General features: G+C 68.2%; 19 protein-coding genes. 6 read left to right on the forward strand and 13 right to left on the reverse strand.

Features of this window, described 5'->3' with window-relative positions; translation table 11 throughout:
* The first annotated feature begins 41 nt into the window (after positions 1 to 41).
* Positions 42 to 872, forward strand: coding sequence for a DUF3108 domain-containing protein (locus tag GBZ48_RS33685; RefSeq protein ID WP_343049779.1), 831 nt, complete (start codon positions 42 to 44; stop codon positions 870 to 872).
* On the opposite strand, the gene GBZ48_RS33690 is transcribed toward GBZ48_RS33685, so the two are convergent.
* Positions 817 to 1083: a hypothetical protein gene (locus GBZ48_RS33690; RefSeq protein ID WP_174475015.1), complete on the reverse strand. Its 267-nt coding sequence runs from the start codon at positions 1081 to 1083 to the stop codon at positions 817 to 819. The genes GBZ48_RS33685 and GBZ48_RS33690 overlap by 56 nt on opposite strands.
* 499 nt (positions 1084 to 1582) lie before the next feature.
* Here GBZ48_RS33690 and GBZ48_RS33695 point away from each other — a divergent pair, with 499 nt between their 5' ends.
* The 3 genes from GBZ48_RS33695 (at position 1583) to glmS (ending at position 5967) form a co-directional block, all read left to right on the forward strand.
* On the forward strand, positions 1583 to 1993 hold the full coding sequence (locus tag GBZ48_RS33695; RefSeq protein WP_174475016.1) for a response regulator: 411 nt from the start codon (positions 1583 to 1585) through the stop codon (positions 1991 to 1993).
* 729 nt (positions 1994 to 2722) lie between these two features.
* Positions 2723 to 4075, forward strand: coding sequence for a bifunctional UDP-N-acetylglucosamine diphosphorylase/glucosamine-1-phosphate N-acetyltransferase GlmU (glmU, locus tag GBZ48_RS33700; RefSeq protein ID WP_174475017.1), 1353 nt, complete (start codon positions 2723 to 2725; stop codon positions 4073 to 4075).
* 65 nt (positions 4076 to 4140) lie between these two features.
* Positions 4141 to 5967: a glutamine--fructose-6-phosphate transaminase (isomerizing) gene (gene glmS / locus GBZ48_RS33705; protein ID WP_174475018.1), complete on the forward strand. Its 1827-nt coding sequence runs from the start codon at positions 4141 to 4143 to the stop codon at positions 5965 to 5967.
* Between the two features lie 286 nt (positions 5968 to 6253).
* On the opposite strand, the gene GBZ48_RS33710 is transcribed toward glmS, so the two are convergent.
* The 10 genes from GBZ48_RS33710 to GBZ48_RS33755 all read right to left on the reverse strand — a co-directional run bounded on the left by GBZ48_RS33710 (position 6254) and on the right by GBZ48_RS33755 (position 15593).
* The gene (locus tag GBZ48_RS33710) at positions 6254 to 6862 is read right to left on the reverse strand and encodes a phosphatase PAP2 family protein (RefSeq protein ID WP_174475019.1); all 609 of its coding nucleotides are present in this window, start codon (positions 6860 to 6862) and stop codon (positions 6254 to 6256) included.
* 165 nt (positions 6863 to 7027) lie between these two features.
* Positions 7028 to 8482, reverse strand: coding sequence for a serine hydrolase (locus tag GBZ48_RS33715; protein ID WP_174475020.1), 1455 nt, complete (start codon positions 8480 to 8482; stop codon positions 7028 to 7030).
* Positions 8483 to 8681: 199 nt separating this feature from the next.
* On the reverse strand, positions 8682 to 9788 hold the full coding sequence (locus GBZ48_RS33720) for a LacI family DNA-binding transcriptional regulator (RefSeq protein ID WP_174475021.1): 1107 nt from the start codon (positions 9786 to 9788) through the stop codon (positions 8682 to 8684).
* A 40-nt stretch (positions 9789 to 9828) separates the two neighbouring features.
* Complete coding sequence (locus GBZ48_RS33725) at positions 9829 to 10863, reverse strand: M14 family metallopeptidase (protein ID WP_174475022.1); 1035 nt, start codon at positions 10861 to 10863, stop codon at positions 9829 to 9831.
* Between the two features lie 107 nt (positions 10864 to 10970).
* Positions 10971 to 11315, reverse strand: coding sequence for a RidA family protein (locus GBZ48_RS33730; RefSeq protein WP_174475023.1), 345 nt, complete (start codon positions 11313 to 11315; stop codon positions 10971 to 10973).
* Positions 11316 to 11349: 34 nt separating this feature from the next.
* Positions 11350 to 12153: a transporter substrate-binding domain-containing protein gene (locus GBZ48_RS33735; RefSeq protein ID WP_174475024.1), complete on the reverse strand. Its 804-nt coding sequence runs from the start codon at positions 12151 to 12153 to the stop codon at positions 11350 to 11352.
* 83 nt (positions 12154 to 12236) lie between these two features.
* Positions 12237 to 12965, reverse strand: coding sequence for an amino acid ABC transporter ATP-binding protein (locus GBZ48_RS33740; RefSeq protein ID WP_174475025.1), 729 nt, complete (start codon positions 12963 to 12965; stop codon positions 12237 to 12239).
* On the reverse strand, positions 12952 to 13602 hold the full coding sequence (locus tag GBZ48_RS33745; protein ID WP_174475026.1) for an amino acid ABC transporter permease: 651 nt from the start codon (positions 13600 to 13602) through the stop codon (positions 12952 to 12954). The genes GBZ48_RS33740 and GBZ48_RS33745 overlap by 14 nt, the downstream gene beginning before the upstream one ends.
* Before the next feature lie 14 nt (positions 13603 to 13616).
* Complete coding sequence (locus GBZ48_RS33750) at positions 13617 to 14285, reverse strand: amino acid ABC transporter permease (protein WP_174475027.1); 669 nt, start codon at positions 14283 to 14285, stop codon at positions 13617 to 13619.
* A gap of 21 nt (positions 14286 to 14306) precedes the next feature.
* A complete protein-coding gene (locus GBZ48_RS33755; protein ID WP_174475028.1) occupies positions 14307 to 15593 on the reverse strand; it encodes an alanine racemase in 1287 nt (428 codons plus the stop codon).
* Between the two features lie 186 nt (positions 15594 to 15779).
* Here GBZ48_RS33755 and GBZ48_RS33760 point away from each other — a divergent pair, with 186 nt between their 5' ends.
* Positions 15780 to 16577 (forward strand): phosphodiesterase, encoded by a 798-nt coding sequence (locus GBZ48_RS33760; RefSeq protein WP_174475029.1) that lies wholly within the window; start codon positions 15780 to 15782, stop codon positions 16575 to 16577.
* Positions 16578 to 16593: 16 nt separating this feature from the next.
* Here the strand turns inward: GBZ48_RS33760 and GBZ48_RS33765 are convergent, their stop codons facing one another.
* Together GBZ48_RS33765 and GBZ48_RS33770 are read right to left on the reverse strand one after the other, a co-directional pair.
* Positions 16594 to 19011, reverse strand: coding sequence for a PAS domain S-box protein (locus GBZ48_RS33765; RefSeq protein WP_174475030.1), 2418 nt, complete (start codon positions 19009 to 19011; stop codon positions 16594 to 16596).
* Positions 19012 to 19342: 331 nt separating this feature from the next.
* Complete coding sequence (locus GBZ48_RS33770) at positions 19343 to 19558, reverse strand: DUF4167 domain-containing protein (protein ID WP_343049778.1); 216 nt, start codon at positions 19556 to 19558, stop codon at positions 19343 to 19345.
* A 258-nt stretch (positions 19559 to 19816) separates the two neighbouring features.
* Between GBZ48_RS33770 and GBZ48_RS33775 the strand changes: the two genes are divergently transcribed.
* Positions 19817 to 20812, forward strand: a complete 996-nt coding sequence (locus GBZ48_RS33775; RefSeq protein ID WP_174475032.1) for a LysR substrate-binding domain-containing protein — start codon at positions 19817 to 19819, stop codon at positions 20810 to 20812.
* Positions 20813 to 21036: the final 224 nt, after the last annotated feature.

Raw genomic sequence — 21036 nt, forward strand, 5'->3', positions numbered from 1 at the left:
ATCTCCCCCGCCATCTCCTCCGCCCTGCCCGGACAGCCCTGATTGCAGCCGGCCTTTCCCTGCCCCTGCTTCCCCTGGCAACGGCCATGGCGTCGGCGGAGCCGGTGAAGGCGACCTATCGGGTCTTCGTCGGCGGGGTGACCGCGCTGGATGTGAATGCGACGCTGGACGTGGCCGGCGACCGCTACCGCATCGCCGTGTCGGCGGTAACCGGCGGCACCATCGGCCGGCTGTTCAGCTGGCGCACGGACTCCGAGAGCGACGGCCATGTCCGCGGCTCCGACTTTCGGCCGGACAGCCACCGCCAGACCAGCCTGCTGCGCGGCGAGCCGCGCAACGTCACGCTGACCTACGGACCGCAGGGCGACGTCTCCACCAGCGTCACGCCGCCGGCGGACAAGGACGACCGGGAGCCGGTGCCGCCGGACCTGCAGCGCGGCACGCTGGATCCGCTGACCGCCGTGCTCGACCTGCTGTTCGCGGTGGGAGCGAGCGAGGGCTGCGACCGGTCGCTGCCGGTGTTCGACGGCCGCCGCCGCTACGACATGGTGTTCAGCGAGGTGGGGCGGCGGATCGTCGACCCGTCGCGCTACTCGATCTTCTCCGGCGTCGCCCAGCAATGCCGGGTGAGCTACAAGCCGGTGGCCGGCTATGCCCGGTCATCGTCGGGCGGCCGCTTCTGGCAGCGGAACAATCCTGCCGACCGGCCGCCGGTCAATCTGTGGCTCGCTCCGGTCGCCGCCGGCTCTCCGCCGCTGCCGGTCCGGCTGGAGACGGACAGCGATTTCGGCAGCGTTGTGGTCCATCTGACCGGCGTTACGCCGCCAGCGGCCGACCGCCGGGCCGGAGCCTCGCCGCAGACTGTGCGCTGACCACGGCCGCCGGCCCGGCCAGTCCCGTTGTGGAGCGGGTGTCCAGGATCATGTCGGACAGCGCGATGCCGGCCCGCCGCGCCGCGCCGCTCAGCGCCGTGGCCGACGGCCAGAGGAAATAGCCTTCCAGCTCGAGCATCCTGCCGTCCAGCAGCGCCGCAAAGCCGCCCAGTTTGCCCATATGAACGATCCTAGCCATGCGAGAAGCCATGGTGGAGTTCCTTCCCATCGGCTGCCGCCGTGACGCTGGCCGGACGGCCGCGAAGCACGCCGCCCGACCCGCACCCGGCAGGTTTTTGATTGATTGTCGTGCCTGCCGGCTGCGGCCAACGTCAGCAGCAGGACGGTGAAAGCCAGCGAGCCGGCCGTCAGGGCATCGTCCTGCATCATGGCGCGTCCTCCCCCGGATCGGCGTCGCGTCACCCGGCAGCGCCGGATCGACCCTTGCAAGTCTAGGGGCTTTGCGGCTCCGGCACGCGGGTCCTGAGGGATACCCCTTCCGTTCAAAGGGATAGTATCGCTGTATGTATACGTCGGTATCGGGACGCGGATCGCCCCTCTGTCGGCGGACATCGCACCCCAAACCTACTGACGGTTGAACCCATCACAGGTTAATGACAAAATTGAGACCGCGTGCAATGTCACGCCAGCCCACGAGTTACCGTCTCTGGAAATGTTCCGGACCACTCACGGCTGGAGGGCATCGCACAGTGCCGGCGATCAAAGGGAACACTGTCGTTGTGTTGGAGCAGAACGCGGTTCTGCGTCTTGGCATCGAAGCATTGCTGGAGTCCTGGGGATGCCAAGTCATTTCCGGCGATAACCTGGATGACATCATTGCAGACACCAGGGCAGACAATCTCCGTCCGACGGTGTTGCTTCTTCCCCCGACGAACGGCCAGGAGACCGGCGACCAGCTGGCCAGCCGCTTCGAAGCCGAAATCAGCTATCCCCTGCCATGGATTGGCATCACGGGAGACTCCAGCCTTCTCCAGCGCTGGAAAGCCGGCGCGTTCAGCGGAATCCTGCTGGAAATGCCCTGCTCGCCCGAGACGCTCCGGGCTGCCCTGCTCAAGGCACTGCGGCAGAAGCACGGATCTTCCGGCGACCCCACAGCCTGAAAGCTCTCTGCGCCGCACCGTGGTGCCGGCACCCGTGCGTCGGCCGGACGTCATCGGACCTCACCAGTTGGAGGGCGGGATGACTATGACGGCTCTGCGATCCAGGCTACTCAGAAAAAGACCGGTAGCCGGCTGTGGGTACCGTGCCGCGCGGACCTAAAGGCCGAGTTGACGCAGGGGAAGCGAAACGCTACTTCGGTGACAATACTGTTCACCTCCGCTTCCGGACGACTCCGGGACAGAATAGCATTTGGCAACGCCCTGGCCTTGGCAAGAGAAGATCATCCGGAACCGAAGGAAAACATTTCCATGATCTGTGAAAGACCCACGTCTCTCTGCCGGCAGAATTCGGCCATCCTGCCCTGGAGATCGCGGCCGTCATCGAATACATGTCACTGAAAGATCCCGAGCACCATCAGGCCGGGCAGACCGGCGGGAACGGCTGACCGCAGCCATCGCGAAGCGGCAAGGAGACCGACGGAGCCCACAGGAAATCTGGCAGTTAACCCGTTGGAAACATTCGTTTATTGCAGATTGAAACAAAAGTTGACTTGGGCTTCCATGCTGTGCTGTGGCACACCACTCTCGGAAATGCGGATGGTGCGGCGCCCGCTCCCGTAGAAGCGCCGTCCTTTCCAGCAGTGATGTCTTAACGTTTACCGGCTCAAGTACGGCGCCTTCATCGACCGGCTTTCCCTTCCACTTCAAGGCTCGACCAGGAACATCACCATGGCCCATCGTCCGCTCGCCTGCGTGATCCTCGCCGCCGGCAAGGGCACGCGCATGAAATCCGATCTGCCCAAGGTGCTGCACCGGGTTGCCGGCCGGCCGATGGTCGGGCATGTGCTGGCCGCGGTGAAGACGCTCGACCCCGACCATGTCGTGGTCGTGGTCGGCCCCGGCATGGACAGCGTGGCCGCCGCCGTCGCCCCCTACCCCACCGCGGTCCAGCACGAGCAGCGCGGAACCGCCGACGCCGTGCGCGCCGCCTTCGGCCTGCTGGAGGGCTTCACCGGAGACGTCATCGTGCTGTACGGCGACACGCCGCTGGTGACGCCGGACACGCTGCGCGCGCTGGTGCAGGCGCGCCGGCAGGCGGCCGACCCGGCCGTGGTGGTGCTGGGCATGCGCCCCGACGATCCCGGCGCCTATGGCCGCCTGATCCTGAACGCCCGCGGCGGGCTGGAGAAGATCGTCGAGTATCTCGACGCCAGCGAGGAGGAGCGCGCGGTCACCCTGTGCAACGCCGGCCTGATGGCGTTCGACGGCGCGCGTATGTTCGACCTGATCGGCAGCGTCGGCAACGACAACGCCAAGTCCGAATATTACCTGACCGACGTGGTCCAGATCGCGCGCCGCGCCGGCATGGCCTGCGCCGTGGTGGAGGCCGCCCCGGCCGAGGTGGTCGGCGTCAATTCCCGCGCCGAGCTGGCGGAGGTGGAGAAGCTGCTGCAACGCCGCCTGCGCAAGGCCGTGATGGACAACGGCGCCACGCTGATCGACCCCGACAGCACCTTCCTCAGCGTCGACACTCGGCTCGGCCGCGACGTGGTGGTCGGCCCCGGCTGCTTCTTCGGCGCCGGGGTGACGGTCGGCGACCGGGTGGAGATCAAGCCCTACTGCCATCTAGAAGGCGTGCGCATCGACAGCGGCGCCGTCATCGGCCCCTATGCCCGGCTGCGCCCGGGGGCGGAGATCGGCCCGGACGCCCACATCGGCAATTTCGTCGAGGTGAAGAACGCGGTGATCGAGGCCGGGGCCAAGGCCAACCACCTGACCTACATCGGCGACGCGCGGGTCGGGGCCAAGGCCAACATCGGCGCCGGCACCATCACCTGCAATTACGACGGCTTCTCCAAGAGCCGGACGGAGATCGGCGCCGGCGCCTTCATCGGCTCGAACAGCGCGCTGGTCGCACCGGTCGTCATCGGCGACGGCGCCATCGTCGGCGCCGGCAGCGTGGTGACGATGGCGGTGGAGGCGGACGCGCTTGTGGTCGCCCGCGGCAACCAGAAGGCGTACACCGGCTGGGCGAAGCGTTTCCGCGAACGGAAGCAAAACGAGAAAGCAAAAAAGGCGTAGGATCGGTCCGGGATCCGTTTCTCTCCGGCTCGTCAGCCGGCACCTTTTTCAGGAGCATCAGGTCCATGTGCGGCATCATCGGCATCAACGGCATCCACGACGCGTCTCCCCGGTTGGTGGAGGGCCTGCGCCGGCTCGAATACCGCGGCTATGACAGCGCGGGCGTCGCCACCCTGGTGAACGGCCATATCGATCGCCGCCGCGCCGAGGGCAAGCTGGTCAACCTGGACATGAAGCTGCGCGACCAGCCGCTGTCCGGAACCGTCGGCATCGGCCACACCCGCTGGGCAACCCATGGCGGCCCGACGGAGAACAACGCCCACCCGCACGCCACCAAGCGTGTCGCCGTCGTCCACAACGGCATCATCGAGAATTACCAGGAGCTGAAGGACGAGCTGACCGGCCACGGCTACGTCTTCGAAAGCGCCACCGACACCGAGGTGATCGTCCACCTCGTCACCTATTACCTGGACCAGCAGGGCATGACCCCGGTCCAGGCGTCGGCCGCCGCCTTCAAGCGCTTCACCGGGGCCTTCGCCCTGGTGCTGATCTTCGCCGGCGAGCATGAGCTGATGATCGGCGCCCGCCACGGCACGCCGCTGGCCGTCGGCTATGGCGACGGCGAGATGTATCTGGCGTCGGACGCCTTCGCGCTGGCGCCGTTGACCAACCGCATCTGCTATCTGGAGGACGGCGACTGGGTCGAGGTCAGCCGCACCGCCGCCATCGTCCACGATGCCGCCGACGCGGTGGTGGAGCGTCCGGTGAAGACCACCGCGGTGTCCGGCGCCCTGATCGGCAAGGACGGCTACCGCCACTACATGCTCAAGGAGATCTACGAGCAGCCGCAGGTCATCGGCGACACGCTGAACGCCTACATCAACCCGGAGACCGGCACCTTCACCCTGCCGGACTTCCCCTTCGACCTGGCCGGCGCGTCGAAGCTGACCATCGTCGCCTGCGGCACCGCCTATTATGCCGGCTTCGTCGCCAAATACTGGTTCGAGACGCTGGCGCGCATCCCGGTCGAGGTCGACATCGCGTCGGAGTTCCGCTATCGCGAGGCGCCGCTGCCGCCGGGCGGCATCGCCCTGTTCATCTCGCAATCGGGCGAGACGCTGGATACGCTGGAGGCCCTGCGTTACTGCAAGCGCCAGGGCCAGAAGATCCTGTCGATCGTCAACGCCCCGGAAAGCACCATCGCCCGCGAATCCGACGCAGTGCTCTACACCATGGCGGGGCCGGAGATCGGCGTCGCCTCGACCAAGGCCTTCACCACCCAGCTGACCACGCTGGCCTGCCTTGCCGTCACCGTCGGCCGCGCCCGCGGCGCCATCGACCAGGAGCGGATGCAGCAGATCGCCCACGCGCTCCGCGAAGTGCCGGCCCGCGCCGCCGACGTGCTGGCCCATGACGAGCGGTTGAAGGAGCTGGCGCAGGAGGTGTCCGAGGCCCGCGACGTCCTCTATCTCGGCCGCGGCGCCATGTATCCGCTGGCCCTGGAAGGGGCGTTGAAGCTGAAGGAGATCAGCTACATCCACGCGGAAGGTTACGCCGCCGGCGAGCTGAAGCACGGCCCCATCGCGCTGATCGACGACAATGTCCCGGTGATCGTGCTGGTGCCGTCCGACGCGCTGTTCGAAAAGGTGGTGTCGAACGTGCAGGAGGTCTGCGCGCGGTCGGGCAAGGTGCTGTTGCTGGCCGACCGGAAGGGCATCGACAAGCTGAAGGACAAGGTCCGCTGGTCGGTCGAGCTGCCTGCCTGCGACCCGCTGGTCGCCCCGCTGCTCTATGCCATCCCGGTGCAGCTGCTGGCCTATCACACGGCCGTGCTGAAGGGCACCGACGTGGACCAGCCGCGCAATCTGGCAAAGAGCGTGACGGTGGAGTAAGCGGGGTATTCTCCGCGAACAAACTGTCTGCGGACAAACTGTCCGGGTATGCGTGAGCTTCAGCGCTCCCGGGAAAGCATTTCCTCAACTACGGAAACGCTTTCCCGAGAGCGCGCTCTGCTGGTTGGGATGAACCCCGTTTCGCGCACAGCTTGGCGACATCGCCAGGCTCGGCTCGGGTTCGAGCCATGCCGCCGATGTCCGGGGCTTCGCCGCGGAGCGCGGCCGGTCGGCAAGGGTCCGGCTCCCGATCCAGGCGGTTCGGGAGCACGATTCCGTCATGCCCTCACTTGCGGTCCAGCGGGAACAGGGCGGCGGGCAGATGCAGCAGCCGCACGGCTCCCTCGTAAAGCCGGACGATGGCCGGCGTCAGCACGCCATCGACAATGGGGCGTGCCGGAATGACCAGCAGGGACGCGGTGGCGGAGACCAGAAGCGCACCCGCCATGTCCAGGGGGAAGTAAACGCCAAGATAGATGCGCGACCATGCGACGCCCATCCCGAAGGCCATCATCCCCCAGCCCAGCCGCTGCCAGGACCCTCGCAGCAGCAGGCTGATCCCGATCGTCCACATGAAGGTCGCATGGTCGCTGGGGAAGGATGAATCTGCGGCATGCGGGATCAGCTGATGCCCCAATCCGATCACGAAGGGGCGCGGATGATGCCAGAGCGCGCCAATCGCCGAGTTGACCAGCGCCGCCGTCAGCAGTGCGCAGCCGGCACCGACCAGGACGGCGCGTCCGTCTTGCCGTCCCCACACCCACAGCGCCGCGACCAGGGCCGCGACCAGCACCACCACGTCGTCCGCCAGAAAACGCGCCAGCATGAGAAGCCCGGCCGGCGGATCGGGCGGAGCGTTCAGCAGAAGGAACAGATGTTGGTTCAGAGCTTCCATAAGCGGGGTCCGATCGTTTCGATTCGATGACAGGCAGGGCAGACAGATAGGCCGTGGCGCTTGCGCATGCCTGGGCGCGAATGGCCAGAACCGGGGCGTTCGGCTGAGTTCGGGAGAGCGAGGAGGATAGCGAACGCTCCAATCGCCCCCCGATGAAGACGGTCTTCATGCCGCGGAGGGCACGTCGGCGCGCAGCCCCGTTTGGTCAGTGTTCGCGCTCCGAACCACCAGCGCGGTTGCGGGGCCGGCGTCGGGCATATGAAAAGCGACCGTCGAGACATCGACTTTCAGGAAGAATTCGTCGGTGCCTGCAAGAGGAAACAGCTCGACCTGATCGCTGCCGACCCGGCCGTACAGGCGATTGCTATCGGCAATGACCGCGATCTCGAAATCGGGCATGCGGTAGCGGCCAGCCAAACGGGCGTAGCGTGCCGGGTCGGCGAGACCGAGCCGGCGCTCAACCGGCCGGAACTCCGGCCAATCATATTCCTCGGCAATCGCGCGCAGCAGGCCATGAGCGACGGCTCCGGCGGAGCCGTTGGTCATGATCACGGCCCCGTCCTGGCTGCCGCCCATGCAACCCGCCATCACGCACGAAAAGCCGGCATTGAGCCCGCTGTGGAAGAAGCAGGGTTGGGGTCCACCGCCCTTTCCGCCGCCAGCGAGTCCAAACCCCAGGCCGAAGCCGCCGAGACCGGGCGTCAGCATGGTTTTGACCATGTCAGGCGACAGCACCTCATCGCACCAGCCGGACCAGGCGCGCTGGAGCGCCATGATAACCCGCGCCAGGTCGGACGGCGTCGACCACAGCCCGGCGGCTGCCATCTCCGGATAGATGTGGGGACCACCCTCGACCGGCTTGCCATCGAAATCATAGGGGGTCGCCGCCTCGGCGATCCGCTCGACGGGCAGAGGCTGTGCGAACGTGCTGCCGGCCATCGCCAATGGACCCAGGACCGCCCGTTCCATGTGAACGGGAAACGCCTCGCCCGTGACGTCGATCAACAGCTGCTGAAGCACCGTATACCCGCCGCCTGAATACCGCCATGCGGTGCCGGGCGGCTGGCCGACGCGGATCGGCGGCGAATTCGCCGGGTCGATGCCATCGAGCACCTGAGCCAGCGTCGGGACTGGCTGACCGGCCGGATAGCCGGCGAACCCGTGCACGGTCAGCCCCGCGCTATGGTTCAGCAATCCGCGGACATCGACGGCGGTTGACCCGGCGGCGGGCGGGAGGTGCCAGGAAACGAGCCTGCTGTCGACGTCGGTGTCAAGGCGAAGCCGACCGTCCTGAACAAGCTTCAGCACCGCCAGCGCAGTGATCGGCTTGCTGATCGAAGCAGCCTGGAACAGCGTGCCGGCAGTCACCGGAGAGCCGCCGACCGTGGCGTCTCCAAAACCGCGCGTCCAGGCCAGCCGGCCCTCATGGATGACGGCAACGCTGACGCCAGGGACATGCAGCGCCGCCATGCGCGCAGCCAGACCCAGCCGGTCGGCCGGCTCACCGGCGACGATCACCGGCGGTGGAAGGCCCGCTACGATCCGTTGGATACGGTCTTCGAGCGCAGGGTCGGCCGGACTGGCCGACTCAACCGGACCGTTCGAGGACAAATGCGTCATGGCGGCGGCGGGCAGGCAATTCTTCTGAGACCATGCCGGTATCGGTTCGCCATGCTTCCCCGCTCGATCATCGGCCTGGCAGCCTGCCGCGCTGGCCGCCGGCGAGCGGCGATGCAGCCAATCGGCAGGACGGGCTCAAGAGCATCTCACGGAATCAGTGTCGGACAAAGCCTCGGGCACGCAGGCCGGCGGACCCGTCTCAGCTGCTTCCGCGATGGGTCAGCGTCAGTTCGACGGCACGGATCGGCTCCGGCGGCATGTCTCCGCGCATCCGCTGCAGGATCATCGATCCGGCCTGCCGGCCGAGGTCGCGGCTGTCGATGCCGATGGTGGTCAGGCCGGGCGGCAACTCCTCGGCCACGTCGTTGTGGCCGAAGCCGAGGATGGCGATGTCGTCGGGCAGCCGCATGCCCAGCCGGCGCGCCTCCAGCAGCGCGCCGGTCGCCAGCAGGTCGTTGGCGCAGAACACCGCCTCGACCGCCGCGTTGCGGGACAGCAGCTCGGCCAGCGCGCGGCGGCCGTCGACCATGCTGCCGACCCTGTCGACCGACAGCTCGGCGACGATGTCGAGCCCGGCGGCGCGGGCGCCCTCGCGGAAGCCGGTGAGGCGCAGGGCGCCGCGGCCGCTGCGCCGGCCGATATAGGCGATGCGGCGATAGCCCCGTCCGGCAAAATGCTCCGCCGCCAGACGGCCGCCGTCGATGTTGGAGAAGCCGACCAGCATGTCGATGGGGTCGCGGGGATAGGCCCAGGTCTCCATGATCGGAATGCCGAGCGACCGCAACGCCCGCCGGTTCTCCTCGATCTCGATGACGCCGGTGAACATGACCGCCGCCGGCCGCATCTCGCGCAGCGACTGGATCATCGTCGTCTCCTTGGCGTAGGAGTAGGAGGTCTGCCCGATCATCAGCTGGTAGCCCTGCGGCTCCAGCACCTCGCCACAGCCCTGCACGGCAAGGCAGAACTGCTGGCTTTGCAGGTTGGAGACGAAGGCGGCGACGATGTTCGACTGGCCCGACCGCAACGCGCGGGCATGCGGATTGGTGGCGTAGCCGGTGCGCTCGACGATCTCCAGGATCTTCCGGCGCTTGGCCTCGGCCACCTTTTCGGGCTGGCGCAGGGCGCGCGAGACGGTGATCGGCGACACCCCGGCCAGCCGGGCGATCTCGACGATGCGCGTCGGAGCCGCCCCACCGTCTGCGTCCCCGGCCGCCTCCCCGTCCGCGGACGCCACCGGCTCCGCCGCCCGGAGTCGGAGGACGTCGTCGATGGTCGGCGGACGCTTCGCCGCGCTGCTCTCACTCATGTCGTCCGTCTCCTTGGCCGCCTTCCATGCGATGCCCCGGTCAGGCCGCGCGCCCCAGAATGCCCGCCTCCTCCACCGGACGGGCCACCTGGATCAGGCAGTCGCCGGCCTCGCTGTCGCTGTGCAGGCGCCGCGAGATGACGATGCCCGCCTCCTGGAAGCGCAGTTCCTCCTCCGGCTGGTCGAGCCGCGTCAGGTCGTGGAACCAGCCGGCGAGATCGCCGGCGGCGACCCGCGCCCCGACATCGACCGCCGGTTCGAACCACCCGCGCCGCAGCGCGTAGATCGCCTGCCGGTGGCTGTCAAGCTGAAGCAGTTGCATCGGCGCCGGAACCGGCGCCGGAACGGAGAGAACCGGCGCATCGATCAACCCGACGGCGATCAGCAGATTGTCGATGGCGCGGGCGGTGTAGGCCATGGTCTCCGGCGTCACCGTGCCGCCGCCGCCGAACTCGCCGCTGATGCCGATGACGCCGGCCCGTGCGGCGGCGGCCATCGAGGTCGGCGCCGTCGCCCCGTTCTCCGCCACGAAACCGTAGGGCATGCCGAGCGCCCGCATCAGCTCCAACGCGCGGCCGAGCCGGTCGGGCGTGCCCTGCCGCTCGATCAGGGCGCAGGGCAGATGGGCCATCGAGGTGCCGCCGGAATGGATGTCGAACACCACGTCATGGCGCGGGAACAGCTCATGCTCTAGGAAATGCGCCAGCCGGAAGGTGGGCATGCCGGCGGGGTCGCCGGGGAAGGCGCGGTTGAGGTTGCCCTCGTCCAAAGGCGAGCGGCGTCGCGCCGCCATCACCGCCGGCGCGTTGGCGGCCGGCAGGATCGTCACCTCGCCGCGGATGCGCGCGGGATCGAGGCGGCGGAACAGCCGGCCCAGCAGCAGTTCGCCTTCATATTCGTCGCCGTGGTTGCCCGCCATCAGCAGCACGCGCGGGCCCATTCCGTTGCGCACGCGGCAGACCGGGACCTTCACCTGATAATAGGGGGAGCGGTCCACCGAGAACGGGATGCTGAGAAAATCCAGCGACTTGCCGTCGGCGGCGAAATCGAGCGCGTGGTAGAGGCCAGTGTGCATTCCAAAAACCTTCTGGCGGAGGGGCGCCCGGCAGCGTTTGCCAGCTCTGCTTTCGCAGGGGCAAACGGCTGCCCGGCGCCGTCCTCCGGTTCGCCGGAAAAGCGCGCTTACAGGGCGGCGAGCGCCGTCATCTCGACGCGCAGGTCGGGATCGGCCAGCCGCGCCTCGGTGCAGGCGCGGGCCGGCGGGTTGGCCGGGTCGATCCAGGCGTCATAGACCTCGTTCATGGCGTCGAAGTCGGTGATGTGCGGCAGGAAGACGTTGACGGCGACCAGCCTGGACTTGTCGCTGCCGGCCTCCGCCAGCAGGGCGTCGATCTTTGCCAGCACGTCGCGGGTCTGCTCCTGGATGGAGCCGGTGCGGGTGTTGGCGACCTGGCCCGCGATGTGGACCATGCCCTGGCAGACGACGGCCTGGCTCATGCGCGAACCGACCTGGAACCTGGTGATCATCGGAAAGAACCTCTCTTGGATGCCGAACGGCGGGTCACATCTGCGGAAGCGTCTGCTTTTCCTTGAACCACGTCATCTGCAGGGCGCCCAGCTTGCCGTTCAGGCGGTTGTAGAACAGGAAGGTGTTGATCCAGTTGACCAAGTCCTGCTCGCCATGGCGGACGGCGACATGGGCCGGCGACTGGCGGATCAGGAACTTCAGCTCGACCTCCTTGCCGGGATTGTCCTGCGCGACCTTCAGCGCGATGGCGCTGTTCTCGGCGAAGGTCTCGACCTGCCCGGCCAGATAGGCGGCGATGGCGCCGGGGGTGTCCTCGAAGCGCACCAGCTTGGCACCCGGGGCGTTGTCGGTCAGCCAGATGTCGAGCGTCGAGCCCTTGGCGACGCCGATGCTGTGGCCCTTCAGCCCATCGGGATCGCTGGCGTTCGCCATCGACTTCGGCCCGTAGACGCCGAGATTCACCGCGGCATAGGGCTGGGTGAAGGTCACCTGCTGGGCGCGTTCCGGCGTGGCGCCGGCGGCGGCGATCAGCACGTCGACCTTGTTGGCGAGCAGGCTGGGAATGCGGTTGGCGCCGGTCACCTGGACCAGATCCAGCTTCACGCCCATGTCGGCGGCCATCAGCTTCGCCAGATCGATGTCGAGGCCGGCGGCCTCGCCCTTGGCGTCCTTGAAGCCCCAGGGGGCCGCGTCCATCAGAACGCCGACGCGCAGCTTGCCGGCCGACAGCACGTTCTGCAGGGCATCCGCCTTCGCGGCGGACGGCAGGGCGGCGGCGGAGAGCGCGACGGTGGCGCAGACCGCCACGGCGGCGGCGAGGGTCCGGAAGAGTCTCACGACATTGCTCCTCTGTTCTGGTCTTTTCTGTTCTGGTCGTTGTCCGGTCCTCGCGAGGAACCGGCAAATGGCTCGGCCACGCCTCAGCGCACGGAGGCGATGAAGCTCTGCAATTCGGGGGTGCGGGGATTGGCGAAGAGCTCGGCCGGCGGCCCCTCTTCCCAGACGCGGCCCTGGTGCATGAAGACGATCTTGGAGGCGACGTTGCGGGCGAAGCCCATCTCGTGGGTAACCAGCACCATGGTCATGCCCTGGCGCGCCATGTCCTCCATCACCTTCAGAACCTCGCCGACCAGTTCGGGGTCGAGCGCCGAGGTCACCTCGTCGAACAGCATCAGGTGCGGGCGCATGGCGAGGCAGCGGGCGATGGCGACGCGCTGCTGCTGCCCGCCGGAAAGCTGGGCCGGATAGGCGTCGATCTTGTCGGCCAGCCCGACGCGCTCCAGCACGTCCAGAGCCAGCGCCCGGCCTTCCGCCTTGGCGATCCGCTTGTTGAGGACCGGGGCCAGCGTGATGTTGCGCTCCACCGTCATGTGCGGGAACAGGTTGAAGGCCTGGAAGACGATGCCGACGCGCTGGCGGAAGTCGCGCAGGTTCGGCATGTCGGTGCGCACCGGCTGGCCTTCCACCGTGATCTCGCCGCCGTCGATACGCTCCAGCGCGTTGATGCAGCGGAGCAGGGTCGATTTGCCGGACCCCGACTTGCCGATGATGGTGACGATCTCGCCTTCCTTGATGTCGAGCGACACCCCCTTGAGCACCTGGGTCGACCCATAGCTCTTGGTAACGTTTCGGATGTCAACGAGCGCCATTGAGACGGACCTCCAGGGAACGGGCCCACAGGGTGAGCGGCAGGCAGGCGGCGAAATAGATCGCCGCGACGATCGAGTAGACCAGCAGGGGCTGGAAGGTGGCGGCGCTGACCAGCTGGCCGGCGCGGGCGAGTTCGACGAAGCCGACGATGGAGGCCAGCGACGTGCCCTTGATCAGCTGGACGAGGAAGCCGACGGTCGGCGGCAGCGCCATGCGGAAGGCCTGCGGCGCGATGACGTAGCGGAACTGGTGCCAGGTCGACAGGCCGAGGCAGGCGGCGGCCTCCCACTGCTCGTGCTTCACCGCCTCGATGCCGCCGCGCCAGATCTCGCCGAGGAAGGAGGCGGTGTAGACGGTCATGGCGATGCCGACGGCGACCAGCGGCGGCATCTCGATGCCGAGGAAGACCGGCATGCCGAAATAGAAGAACATCAGCAGGCCGAGCAGCGGCACGCCCTGCACCAGCTGGAGGAAGGCGGTGGCGGTCCAGCGCAGCGCGCGGCTGGCGCTGGTCCGCATCAGGGCGAGCAGCAGGGCCAGCGGCGCGCCGAGGCCGAGCGCGATGAGGACGAGGACGGCCGTCCATTGCAGGGCGCTCAGCAGCGACAGGAAATCGGCGAGGGAGAAGGAACGCATGGCCGGTGTCTCCGTCAGCGCCGAACCGGCCAGCGGAAGGCGAGGTGCCCCACCGCGGCGAACAGCAGTTTGAAGGTCATCACCAGGGCGAAGTAGATGCCGCAGATCACGGCATAGACCTCGAAGCTGCGGTAGGTGCGCGTCTCGATGAAGCCGCCGGTGTGGAACAACTCCTCCGCCGAGATCTGCGAGGCCAGCGAGGTGCCGAGCAGCAGCAGGACGAACTGGCTGGTGAAGGCGGGATAGACGCTGCGCAGGGCGGGCGGCAGCACGATGTGGCGGAACACCTGCCAGCGGGTCAGCCCCAGGCACTGGCCGGCCTCGACCTGGCTGCCCGGGATGGCATCGAGCCCGGCGCGGACGATCTCGGTGCAGTAGGCGCCGAAATAGAGGCCGAGCGCGATGGACGCTGCCTCGAAGGCCCCCATCCGCAGGCCAAAGCCCGGCAGCACGAAGAAGACGACGAAGAGCTGGATCAGCGACGGCGTGTTGCGGATCAGCTCGACATAGCCGCGGATCGCCCAGCGCACCGGGCGCGGCCCGCTGCGCACCGCCGCCGCCGCGGCGACGCCGATGGCGGTGCCGATGGCCGCGGCGACCAGGGTCAGCAGCAGCGTGTGCAGCGTGCCGTCGATCAGCTGGTCCTGATAGCGCCAGAGCTGCTGGAAGTTCAATGTCTGCATGGGGAATCTGGCCGCCTCGGGTCAGCCGAAGAAGGTGCGGTAGGCGCGGCAAACCCGCCCGTCGGCACCAAGGCCGAACAGCACCCGCCAGCGGTCGATGCAGGTGCAGGGGTGCGAGATGCCGAACTCGACGATGTCGCCGACCTCCAAATCCTGGCCGGCCGGCACGGCGACGAAGGCGTGCTGGTCGTTCAGCCGGGTCACCCGCAGCCCGTCCGCGGGCAGCGCCACGCCGTCGCGGTGGATGCGCAGCGGGCGGGGCAGATCCTGGTCGAAGGAGGAATCGCGCATGCCGAAGCCGCAGATCGCCAGCTCCGGCTCGGGCCGGGTCAGCACCTCCGCCCACAGGCGCAGGGCCGGGCGGAAATCGGCGGCCGTGGCGCCGCCGCAGGCGAAGCCCTGCCGGGCGTCGAGCGCGCCGAGCGCGCGCTCGTAGGTGCCGTGGTCGTGGAAGAAGATGGCGCCGCTGCGCAGCACCAGCGTGGCATTGCCGTCAGCTTTCGCGACCGGCGCCAGAGCGGCGACCACCATGTCGAAGAAGGCCGATCCGCCGGCGGTGAGCAGCAGCGGCCGGCCCGGCTCCAGCGCGCGCACCAGGGCGAAGGCCTCCGCCGTCCGCTCCATCAGGGCGGCGATGTTGGCGGCGGTCTTGGCCGGGTCGGAGGTCGCGACCGCCCCTTCATAGGTGGCGACGCCGTCGAGCACCAGCAGGCCGGGATGCTCACGGACCGCGGCGAGGATCGCGTCCACCGCCGCGCGGTCTCGGGCGCCGCCGCGGCCGGCGCCGACCTCCACCAGAACCGCCAGCGGACGGCCAGCCGTCTCGGCGGCGGCGGCCAGCGTCTCGACCGCGGCCGGGGAGTCGGCGAAGGCACGCAGGTCGGCGTCGGGGTGGGCGGCGAGCAGCGCGCCCAGCCGCCTGCCGCTGGCGATGCCGCCGATCTCGTTGCCGAGGATCAGCCGGGTCACGCCCGCCCGCAGCAGAACGGCGGCCTGCTGCAGATTGGCGACGGTGGCGCCCCAGGCCCCGGCCTCAACCAGTCCGGAGGCGATCTGCGGCGCCATCGGCGTCTTGGCGTGCGGGGCGAGCGCCACGCCGTGGTGGCGCGCATAGGCAAGGATCAGGTCGCGGTTGGCGGCGAAGGCGTCCTCGTCGAGCGTCAGAACCGGCAGCGCCATGTCGCCGGCGGCCGGCCGCCAGCCCTGGGCGCCAACATCGCGCAGCCGCAACGGCGCCGTCCCCGGCGGCACCCCACGGATGCTGTCGTCCAAACTGCTGTCGAGCAGGGCGTCGAGAAACATGCTCATGGGCGGCAATCCTGATCAGCCTGTTGGGGACGAAGCGTCGAACGTCCGATGACAACGTTATCATATTGCAGTCCCGTTGCAATGACAACGTTGTCATCAGGCCTTCGGAAAGAATCGGCTCATCGGCTTTTGAAAAACGGCCGCGACCCTCTAGGCTGAGCGAAACCACGACCGGGGGCCGCCGCCTTGCTGATCGCCCATCTGTCCGATCCCCACATCCGCCCGCGGGGCGAGCTGTACCAGGGATTGGTTGATTCGAACGCGATGTTCGACGCCGCCGTTCATCACCTTAACGCGCTCGATCCGGCACCCGACCTCGTGATCGTCACCGGCGATATCGTCGACCGCGGCACAGCGGCCGAGTATGAGCAGGCGCGCACCGCTCTGCGGTCCATCCGCCAGCCCGTCCTGCTGCTGCCGGGCAATCACGATGACCGGGACGCCTTCCGGACCGCCTTCGCGGATCACTCATACCTGCCGTCAACGGGGCCTCTTCACTTCGCCGTGGGCGACAAGGGGCCGCTGCGCATCCTCGGCCTCGACGTGACCATTCCCGGCGAGCATCACGGGGACGCCACGAAGGAGGCCTGCGCCTGGCTCGCGGCGCGCCTGTCGGAGGAGCCGGAGCGGCCGACGCTGGTCATGCTGCATCAGCCGCCCCTTGAAAGCGGCATTGCCTGCATCGACGCGTACAACTGCCGGAACGGCAAGGGTCTGGCGGCGGTGCTGGCCGCCCATCCCCAGGTCGAGCGGCTTCTGTGCGGGCATGTCCACCGCTTCATGCTGGCCCGCTTCGCCGGGACGGTGCTGGTCACGGCCCCCAGCACGACGACGGCCATCGCGCTGCGGCTCGCACCGGACGCCGCACCGGCCTCCTACGTCGAACCGCCGGCCTTCCTGCTCCACCGCTGGCAGGAGGGCGCGGGGCTGGTCACCCACCTCGTGCCCGTCGGCAACTTTCCCGGCCCCCTGCCGTTCTTTTGAAAATTGGCAGCTTGCTCTAAAGCCTCGCGTTCCGGTCGATCTCCTGGCGCAGGATCAGCGCCAGATCCTCGATCCGGTAGGGCTTCGACAGCACCGGAAAGCCTTTCAGCCCGGCTCGGTCCTCGCTGTAGCCTGTGGTCAGAACCACCGCCAGCCGGGGCAGCAGGGCCCGCGCCGCCGCCGCCAGGGCCGCGCCATCGATCTCGCCCGGCATCACCACGTCGCTGAACAGCAGGTCCGGCCTTTCCCCGTCCCGCAGCAGGCGCAAGGCCTCCTCCCCGGTCGTGGCGCGGCTGACCCGGTAGCCCATCTCCTCCAGCGCCGCAACGATCACCAGCGCCACAACCGGGTCGTCCTCGACCAGCAGCACGCTGGCGCCGCCGCCATCGACCATCGCCCGCTGGGCATCGGCCACCGCCACGGGCATCGTCTCGGCGCGCGGCAGCAGCAGCGTCACCGTAGTGCCCTGGCCCTCCACGCTGTCGACGGTCGCGATCCCGCCGGATTGCCGGCAGAAACCGTAGACCTGCGCCAGCCCCAGCCCAGTGCCCTGGCCCACCGGCTTGGTGGTGAAGAAGGGCTCGAAGATCCGCTCCAAAGTTGCCGGCGCCATGCCATGGCCGCTGTCCCGCACCCAGATCCGCACAAAGGAGCCGTGCAGGCCATGCTCGCCGCACTGCTCGACATTGCCGGCACCGATCAGCAGATGGCCGCCTCCGGCAATGGCGTCGCGGGCGTTGGTGGCGAGGTTCAGAATCGCCAGTTCGAACTGCACCGGATCGGCCATCGCCGGCCACAACCCACCCTCCAGATCGAACTCCAGCCGGATGTCGGCGCGCAGCGCCCGGTCAAGGAAACTGCGCATGCCCAGCAGCCGGTCGCGGACGTCAAAGGCTTCGGGTTGGAGGTTCTGGCGCCGCGAGAAGGCCATCAGCTGCCGGATCATGCTGGCGCCGCGATCCACCGCCTGATGGCCGGAATCGAGCACCTTCTGCACCCCGGCGACATGGCCGGCACGCCGCCCGATCAGTTGCAGGCAGCCCGACATCGCCTGGAGCAGATTGTTGAAATCGTGCGCCATGCCGCCGGTCAGCTGGCCAACCGCCTCCATCTTCTGCGATTGCCTCAGCTTCTCCTCGGCCTGCATCAGCTCGGCCGTGCGTTCGGCGACGCGCTGCTCCAGGGTGTCGTTGAGGGCGCGCAGCTTCGCAATCGCCCGGTCGCGCTCCGCCTCGATGGTGCGCCGCTCCTCCACGTCGATGACCACGCCGGGAAAACCCCGCGGCGTCCCGTCGGCGGCAAGATCGACCCGCCCGTTGGCCTCGATCCAGTAATAGCGCCCGTCATGCCGGCGGACGCGATACTGGTGGACATAGCGGCCGCCCCGCGCCATCGCCTCGCCGACCGCCTGGGCCAGATTGGCCCGGTCGTCCGGATGCACGGTCTCGACCATCTGTGCCAGGCTGATTCCGTCGCGCCCGAGCGCCGGATCGACCCCAAAGGCCTTGGCGAACGCCTCGTCGATGGTGATTCGGTCGGTCGCGATGTCCCAGAACCATGTGCCGATGATCGCGCCGGCGGACAGGGCCAGTTGGACCCGTTCCGCATCGGTGCGGGCGGTCTCCAGCGCGCGCTTGCGATGGTCGATGTCCTCCAGCATCGCGATGGCGCCGGTAACCTTTCCGGCACCGTCCGTCAGCGGCACGCTGCTGACGGCGAACCAGCGCTCGGACCCGTCGGCCTCTCTGTGGAGGAACTCGATGCCCGGCGAGACCACCTCGCCACGCAAGGCGCGCGCACCGGGATAATGGCTGGGCGGAAGCCGCTCCCCATTCGCATCGAAGGCGCGCCACCGGTCGCCGTCCTCCGCCCTCGTCATTCTGGAGGGCATGGGTTGATCGGGCAGGAGTTCGCGAAACAGCGGGCTGGACAGCAACACCCGCCCATCGGCGTCGAGCAGGCACGCCCCGACCGGCAGGTGCTGGATGAGCGTGGAGAACCGGTTGCCGGCTTCGGTGCGGGCGGCCACCTCCTGCTCCAGCGCCACGTTGCGCGCCCGCAGTTCGGCCTCGACGGCGTCGCGCTGCCGGGCCGCGAGGACCCCCGCGGTCGTCTCCATCGCGATGTCGAGCATGCCGACGACCCGTCCGTCGTCGCGCAGCGGGCTGTAGGCGAAGGTCCACCACGTGTCCTCCTCGCAGCCGTTGCGGGTCATCACGAGGTGCATGTCGGTGAAGCTGACCGACTCACCCTCCAGCACGCGCGCGATGAGCGGGCCGATCGTGTCCCACACCTCGGACCAGACGACGGCAATCGGCTGCCCCAGCGCCGCCGGGTGGCGCTTGCCCAGGAAAGGAACATAGGCGGCGTTGTAGAGCAGCGTCTGTTCCGGTCCCCAGGTCGCGCACATGGCGAAGGGGGATCCGAGCATCATCGTGAAGATGGCCTCGAGGGCGGGACTCCAGCCCTCACGCGGTCCGAGCGGGGTTGCGCTCCAATCGCATGCTTCGGGGTCCAGCAGATTGGCGCTCATGCGGTCACAGCCCCCCGCCCTGCCTGTGCGATTGGCTCTCAGCCGGCAAACGTCCGGCTATGGCGTGAAGTTCGGGACCGGGCGGGACTGAAAAAGTCTTCCGTTGAAGCATGCCTGTTTATAGACGGTGGGACTGTCCCGGACAAGGTCGGCTCACGTCCCGGGGAAGACGCCGACGGCCGTCTTTACCGGGTGGAGGCGTCCATTTGCTCGCCTTCGCGACAGCCCGTCTTCAATCCTGGCCGCGCGAGACGCGAAACCAATGCTCGGCATACTGCCGGCAAAGCTCCGCTTCCACACTGTCGCCCGCACGTTCGGCATCGGTGGCGCGGGCGAGCCACTGGGTCTGCTTTTGCAGCGCCGATCCGTTCACACGGGCGGGCGCCGGCCGGACCCCGGTCGATGCGCCGGTGTTGGAGCGGGGCTTGCTGAAGTTCGGTCGCGGCACGGGTACGCGGGGCCTGGAGGGTGGCATGGGTCTTACGGACTTCCTTCGAGGAGACGGGAGGGGCATCCTCCGATCCGCCAGAGTCTACGCTCCCCATCGCCGCGATGCGCGGAAATTCTGTAGCGCCGCGCCACCCTTTGACGAACGGCCATCTTCGCGTCAGCATGTGGACGGGCGCGGTGCGAGGCGGTGTGAAGCGACCAGGCTCGACGTCCCCTCTCAACCGCCCCGTCAACCTGCATCGATGGGACCGACGTCGTGCCGATCCGCAGACTGGACCTGAATCTCCTTCGGGTGTTCGAAGCCGTCATGCAGCATCGCAGCGTGATCGGCGCCAGCAGGGAATTGCGGATCACGCCCTCGGCGGTCAGCCACGCGCTCGCCCGGCTGCGTCAGTCTCTGGACGATGACCTGTTCGTGCCCGGCGCCTCCGGGATGGAACCGACCGCCCGCGCCCTCCAACTGTCGTCCGGCATCGCCGACGGGCTGGGACGGATCGCCGACGCGATGAGCACGAAGGCCTTCATCCCGTCGGAGGCGGTGCGGACCTTCCGCATCGCCGCAACCGACTATGCGGCGGTGATCGTCCTGCCGCGCGTCGTCGCACGGATCGCCCCGCTGGCGCCGCAGATCGATCTGCGGGTCTTCCCTCTCAACCGCATGGACGTCGTCCGACACCTCGACGACGGCCGGGTCGATTTCGTGATCGGCTGGTTTGCCGACCTGCCGGACCGCATGCGCCGCACCACGCTTCTCCAGGAATCGGAAGCCGTGGTGGTCCGCCGCGGACATCCGCTGGCCGCCGGGCCGGTGACGCGGGAACGCCTGTTCGAGTTTCCCCACGTCGTCGTGGAGTTGACCGGCAGCGAAGAGGGGGCGACCGACGGGTTCATCGACGACCGCGGCGTATCCCGGCGGGTCTGGGTCGAACGGCTGATCCTCGAAGCGGCCGACAGCGACAAGGGTCTGACCGGGCGGGTGGCCGTCTCGGTCCCGCACTATGCCGCCGTCCCTCCGTTGCTGCAGGTCAGCGACATGGTGGCGACCCTGCCCAGGCTCCTGGCCATCCGGGCCGTGGAACAGTCCGGCCTGGCGATTCTCGACCTTCCCTTTGAACCGCAGCGGGTGAACCTGGACATGATCCGGCACCAGCGTGCCGAGCGTGACCCCGGCGCCTGCTGGCTGATCCGGCAGATTGCCGCCGCGATGGCCGACCCGGACACACTGAACGCCGTTCATCATGGCGCTGTATAAACTTCATTTGCCAGCGACAGGACTTTCAAAGTAGCTGTTCGACACCGGAGGCGCCTCTTCATTATTGAAGCCGGACTATGGTCGTCAGCAGGTAATGAATGAAGGCGATGCATTGGCGCGGGCTCGCGCTGTATTCTCACCGAATATGAAAGCCCATTGAACACACAAGGAAACGGGAACGGCGTCGCGTCCGGGGCAGACTTGGGGCAGGTTGGGGGCAGGTT

This window comes from Azospirillum melinis, assembly GCF_013340935.1.
Lineage (GTDB): Bacteria > Pseudomonadota > Alphaproteobacteria > Azospirillales > Azospirillaceae > Azospirillum > Azospirillum melinis.